General features: G+C 56.6%; 4 protein-coding genes and 1 pseudogene. 1 reads left to right on the forward strand and 4 read right to left on the reverse strand.

The features are described from left to right. The coding region (locus Q5H33_RS07875) for an FAD:protein FMN transferase (protein WP_302423910.1) at positions 1–868 on the forward strand (868 nt) is incomplete at its 5' end. Between the two features lie 85 nt (positions 869–953). Here the strand turns inward: Q5H33_RS07875 and Q5H33_RS07880 are convergent. From Q5H33_RS07880 to Q5H33_RS07895, 4 genes and pseudogenes are all read right to left on the reverse strand, one after another. Then, positions 954–2,786, reverse strand: coding sequence for an ABC transporter ATP-binding protein (locus Q5H33_RS07880; protein ID WP_118279784.1), 1,833 nt, complete (start codon positions 2,784–2,786; stop codon positions 954–956). 109 nt (positions 2,787–2,895) lie between these two features. Beyond that, positions 2,896–4,755: pseudogene (locus Q5H33_RS07885) on the reverse strand (ABC transporter ATP-binding protein); the annotation flags it as partial. Between the two features lie 303 nt (positions 4,756–5,058). Then, positions 5,059–5,553: a MarR family winged helix-turn-helix transcriptional regulator gene (locus Q5H33_RS07890; RefSeq protein ID WP_022244787.1), complete on the reverse strand. Its 495-nt coding sequence runs from the start codon at positions 5,551–5,553 to the stop codon at positions 5,059–5,061. A gap of 119 nt (positions 5,554–5,672) precedes the next feature. Then, positions 5,673–6,180: aldo/keto reductase (locus tag Q5H33_RS07895; protein ID WP_302423912.1), on the reverse strand; the 508-nt coding region annotated here is incomplete at its 5' end.

Raw genomic sequence — 6,180 nt, forward strand, 5'->3', positions numbered from 1 at the left:
GCGTTCCGCAATGGAATCGCTCATTGAGGATTACGAACACGTGCTGTCTCGATTCCGCAATGATTCGCTGATTGCGGCGATCGGCAAGGCCGAGCATGGCGGAAGTTTCGATTTTCCGGATTGGTGCGCGCCGCTGTTCGATCTGTACGATGCGCTATTTTCCGCCACTTCCGGCGCGATTGATCCGTGCGTCGGCGAGGATTTGACCCGACTTGGATACGATGCGTCGCTGAGTTTCACGGTTACGCAAGATGCGCCCGAACATTTGGGCGCATTGCGCGGACGCGCCGTTTGGGGACGCGATGTGACCCGCCACGGAACCACATTGGTAACGCATGAGCCGGTGCAGTTGGATTTCGGCGCCTGCGGCAAAGGCTATCTCGTCGATCTGCTCGGGCGCATGCTGCAGTCGTCACAATTCGTGATTGATGCGGGAGGTGATTTGCTGATTCATACGGAACAGCCTATTTCCGTCGCACTTGAGGATCCGGAAGATCAGTCCCACGCAATCGGAATCGCACATATTGCGAACGGAGCGTTGTGCGCAAGCGCACCCAGCCGACGCCATTGGAACGTGGCAGTCAACGAGCGCACCCAAATCGCCATTCATCATCTGCTCAATGCCATCGACGGACTGCCCACGCAACAAACCGAAGCCAGCTGGGCATACGTTCCAGCAAACGCAACGCTCAATCTTGCACGCGACTACCCCACCGCCGTTGCGGACGGCCTGGCCACGGCCCTGTTCGTTTCCGACGTAGCACAACTGCAACGCACGTTCGATTTCACATACGCAACATTGGACGAATCCCGCCAAATCGCAGTCAGCCGCAACTTCCCGGCCGAACTCTTCCTGCGATCCGCATAACAGCCGAATACCAGCCGAAATAAACAAAGACCGCACGCCTTTGGGGACGTGCGGCTCCTGTGAATCAGCCAGCCAAAACGGCGAATCAGTCGGTGAGGGCGAACTGGCTGTTGTAAATGTCGGCGTAGAAACCGCCTTTGGCGAGCAGCTCCTCATGCGTACCGCTTTCCACGATGTCGCCATGGTTCATGACCAAAATCATGTCCGCATCGCGGATGGTGGACAGGCGATGCGCGATCACGAACGACGTACGGTCCACGGTCAGCGCGTCCATGGCCTTCTGAATCAGCTCTTCCGTACGCGTATCGACCGAAGAGGTGGCCTCGTCGAGAATCAGAATCGGCGCATCCTCAACCATGGCTCGCGCAATGGTGAGCAACTGCTTCTGACCCTGCGAAAGCGTGGCCTTGTCGTCAAGCACTGTGTCATAGCCATTCGGCAGCGACATGATGTAGTGATGCAGACCCACGGCCTTGCATGCGTCCTCGATCTGCTTGTCGGTGACGCCCGGCTTCGAATACGCAATGTTTTCACGCACTGTTCCATGGAACACCCACGTATCCTGCAATACCATGGAGAACTGGTCATGCACGTTCCAGCGTGGCACGGACTTCGTATCCACACCATCAATCGCAATCGAACCGCCCGAAATCTCATAGAAACGCATCAGTAGATTCACCATCGTGGTCTTGCCGGCACCGGTCGGACCAACAATCGCAACCTTCTGACCGGACTTCACCGAAGCGGAGAAATCGTTGATGATCGTCTTGCTCGGATCGTAACCGAACTTCACATGACTGAACTCAACGTCACCGCGCACCGGTTTGCCGTTCACGCCGAGCAGCGCCTGCTTGTCGGATTCGTCGGCCATCTCCGGCTCTTCAAGGAAGCTGAACACGCGCTCGGAAGCGGCCGCGCAACGCTGCAGGTTCTGGAATGCCTGCGCGAACTGGGAAAGCGGCTGGGTGAACAGTCGAATGTACATCATGAACGCAACGATCACACCAAACTCGATCTTGCCATCCATCGCAAGCACAGCGCCAACCACGCACACAACCACGTAGCCGAAATTGCCGACGAAATTCATCAACGGCATCATCAGGCCGGAAAGGAACTGGCTCTTCCATCCCGAATCGTACAAATCGCCGTTGTACTTTTCGAACGCGCGAATCGAATCAGCCTCGCCGCAATACGCCTTGACCACGGTGTGGCCGGCGTACATCTCTTCGACGTGACCGTTGACATCGCCCAATGCGATCTGCTGACGGGAGAAGTACTTCTGCGAAACCTTCATGATTGCGCCCATGATGAGCAGGCCAACCAGGCTGGAAGCGATGGCGCACACCGTCATAATCACATTGTTGTAGAACATCATGATGAGCGCGCCCACGAACAGCGTGACCGACGTGATCAGCGAGCCGACCGACTGGCCGAGCGTCTGGCCGATGGCGTCCACATCGTTGGTGATGCGGCTGAGCACATCGCCGTAGCTGACCTTGTCGAAATACTTGAGCGGCAGCTTGTTGATCTTCACGCTGATGGCTTCGCGCAGCTCCTGTGCGGTGCGCTGCGTGACGTTCGCCATCATCCAGCTTTGCACGTAGCACAGCACCGCGTACCCCACATACAGCGCCACCAGCAGCCATGCGATGTGCGTGACCGCGTCCATGTCGATCGCACCGAGCACCGGCTTGCCATTGACTAGCGCAGGCAGGCCTTTGGCGATCTCGTTGGTCATGTCCTTGAGCTTGTCCGGACCGACGATCTGGCATACCGTGCCGATCGCGCCCAATACGAGCGCCACAATGATGGCGGGAATGTAGTGGCGGCAGAAATGCACCAGTTTCTTCATCACACCACCGAAATCCTGCGGTTTTTCAACGGCTCCGCGGCCGCGTCCCATAGGTCCTCCTGGCATATCAGCGACCCTCGCTTTCGTTCAATTCGCTTTCGACGGACGGCTTGCCGGTTTCAATCGGTTTGCCGGTTTCGCCCGGCAGCTTGCTTTCGCCCGACTTGCCGCCGTTCAATTCGTCTTCGCTCAGCTGAGACTGCGCAATCTGACGGTACACATCGCAGTTTTCCAGCAGTTCGCTATGCGTGCCTTGGCCGACCACCTTGCCGTCGTCGAGCACCACGATGCGGTCGGCGTCCATAATGGTGCCGATGCGCTGCGCGACAATCAGTTTGGTAGAATCTTTCGCTTCCTTGGCGAGCGCGTCGCGTACGGCCCGGTCGGTTTTGAAATCAAGTGCGGAAAAGGAATCGTCGAAAATCAGGATTTCCGGATGACGATAGACGGCACGTGCAATCGACAGACGCTGTTTCTGCCCGCCCGACACGTTCGATCCACCCTGCGAAATCGCGGAATCGTACTGCTTTTCCTTGGTTGCGATGAATTCGGTCGCCTGTGCGACTTCACATGCGTTGCGCACGTCGGCGCGCTGTTCCGAAGTGAGTGTGCGATGCTCGTTTTGCGTTGCGATCAGCTCTTTTTCGCGCTTTCTGCCGGCCGCGGTCGAGGTATCGGTCATGTCGACGATGCCGGCATCGGTGGTATCGAGCGGATTGTCGCCATAGCTGACATTGGATGCGATCGTCCCTTTGAACAGGAAGGATTGTTGCGGCACATATCCGATTTTGTCTCGTAATGCCTTGAGCGTGTAGTCGCGCACGTTCACGCCATCGACGAGCACCTCGCCTTGCGTCGCATCATAGAAACGCGGCACGAGGTTGATGAGCGAGGATTTGCCGGAGCCGGTGGAACCGATGAACGCCACGGTTTCGCCCTTCTTGGCGGTAAAGTTGATGCCTTCGAGCATGGCTTCGCGCGAATCCGGGTAAGTGAAGCACACGTTGCGGAATTCGATTTCGCCCTGCTTGCCTGCTTCGCCGGCGTCGCTGCGGGTGCCGTCGGTGATCAGCGGCTCGGTGTCGAGCACTTCGAGCACGCGCTGTGCGGACACGTCCGCTCGCGGCCACAGCACGAACACCATGCTCATCAGCAGGAAGCTCATGATCACCTGCACGGAGTAGCTGGAGAACACCACCATGTTGGAGAAGGTGGTGAGCTTGTCGGCCGCGTCGGCGGCGTCGATCAGGTAGGCGCCGATCCAGTACACGGCAAGCATAAGACCGTTCATGATGGTGTTCATCAACGGCATCATGAAGGCCATGGCACGGTTGGTGAACAGCTGGGTGTCGGTGAGTTCCTTGTTGGCCTTGGTGAACTTGGCTTCCTGGTAATCCTCGGCATTGTAGGCGCGCACCACGCGCAGGCCGGTGAGGTTCTCGCGCGCCACAAGGTTGATGTTATCGGTCAGTCGCTGCATGGACTTGAACTTCGGCATGACGAGAACCATGAGGATCGTGATGGAGACCAGCAGCACCACTACCGCGATGCCGGTGGCGAGCGTCCATTCGAGACCGTCTCCCGCAATCTTGCAGACGGCCCAAACCGCCATAATCGGCGATTTGACAATCATCATCAATCCCATGGTGATGAACATCTGAATCTGCGTAATATCGTTCGTGGAACGCGTAATCAGCGAGGCTGTGGAGAATCGGCTCATTTCAGCCGGTCCGAACGATTCTACCTTGCGGAATTCCATGGAACGCAGACGCTGGCTGAACGATGCGCCGATGCGTGCCGCGAAATAGCCGGTGATGATGGCGCATGCTGCCGATCCAAGCGAAATAAGCAGCATTTTGCCGCCGGCGATCCAAATATCGTGCATTTCACTGCCGGGGGTTTCCACGAGGGTGGTGATGTCGGACATGTAGTCCGGCAGGGTCAGGTCAAGCCAGATCTGCCCGACGATGCTGACCAGTGCAATGAGCATCTGGCCTATCTCCGCTTTGGAGAGGTATCGCATAATGCGGAACATGCTTGGATTCCTTCTCTTGTGTTGCGTTTGAAGTTTTTGCGATTGATGGATTGGTTGGATCAACTACATGAGTTGATCGAATTGCGATTAATGATTTACATAAGTCCTATTGAATTGTCTTACGATATTTAATTACTTATAGTGTAAGACAATCTCATATTTCTGTGTATTTGCTGAGAGCGATTCTTCTCAGCTCGGTCGCGCGGCCAACATATACCATTCGCGACACACTCGAGGCCGTTTGGCCAAGCTTACAGTCGCGAACGGCACATGTGAGGCGCACGCTTACGTGGTAGGCAGTCCCTACGCAGGATCTTCAGATTCGGCTTTTGCGAAGGCTTGCTTTACTTCTTCGGCGGTGGGGCGGGGCTGGCCAGGGATGCAGATGGTCACGTATGTGGCAAATTCCTCGGTAAGATCCACGAATTCGCGCGTGCGACGCTCCCCCATCTGCGAAAAGACCCAGCAGACGGCGTCGCGCATATCCTCGCGCTGCTGCTTGGCCTTCGCCCGCCCCTGCTCGGTAAGATTCACATGCACAATGCGTCGGTCGTTGGGATCGACCTCACGCTCGATCAGACCCTTTTTTTCCAACGCAGCCAACAGCGTGGAAATCCTGCCCGACGTGACCTTCAACGCGGTAGCCAACTGCGAGGGCGTTTGCGCGCCCTTGAACTCAAGCTCGCGAATAATGAATGGCTCGCCCTTGGAATCACGCGACATCGCCTGCTGCATCTGAGACTTCTTACCCCAGACCACTTTCATCAGCTTGTCAAACGACTCCCGCTCGAAGCCCACGCTTCACCTCGCCTTATTCGATGCCCATCAGTTATGTCTCGATAATATCTTTTACTGTAAACATTTTTTCGATCGCAACGTGCAAGTACAGGAAAACGCCCAAAAAAAGGAAACGATAATCAGCAAGGAAGCATCGCAAGCTCTTCTTGAGTGAGCTGAAGTTGCGTTGCAGCGAAGGAATCGTTGATTTCCTGCGGATTGCGAGCGCTGGGAATGGTGAACAGACGTTCGTAACGGGTCAATTCCCACGCCAGCACCACACGCTGGTAGGAGCAACCACGTTGCGCGGCAACCGTGCGGAACGGATCGTACGCGCTCTGATCGAACGTATCGAGGAATCCGCCGAGCGGCGACCAACAGACGAAAGCGAGCCCCAATTCGGCGCAATGCTCCATCGTATGTTCCGGATCGGGATGCGACGGCGAGAACTGGTTTTGCACGGCGACCAAGCCGCTGCCGATAATGCCGCGCGCAAGATCGATCTGCTCGTTATTCACACGGGAGATGCCCGCATATTTGATCACGCCTTCGTCGAGCAGCTGCTTCAACGCGCCGCATTGGTCTTCGTAAGGCACCGCGGGATCGGGGCCATGCGAATACAACAGGTCGAGCGTATCGACGCCCAAG

Origin of the sequence: uncultured Bifidobacterium sp. (assembly GCF_959020145.1) — a bacterium.
GTDB lineage: Bacteria > Actinomycetota > Actinomycetes > Actinomycetales > Bifidobacteriaceae > Bifidobacterium.

Excerpts from the sequence above, each read along its gene's own strand:
- Q5H33_RS07880 (WP_118279784.1), bottom strand. The coding sequence starts at position 2,786 with ATGCCAGGAGGACCTATGGGACGCGGCCGCGGAGCCGTTGAAAAACCG.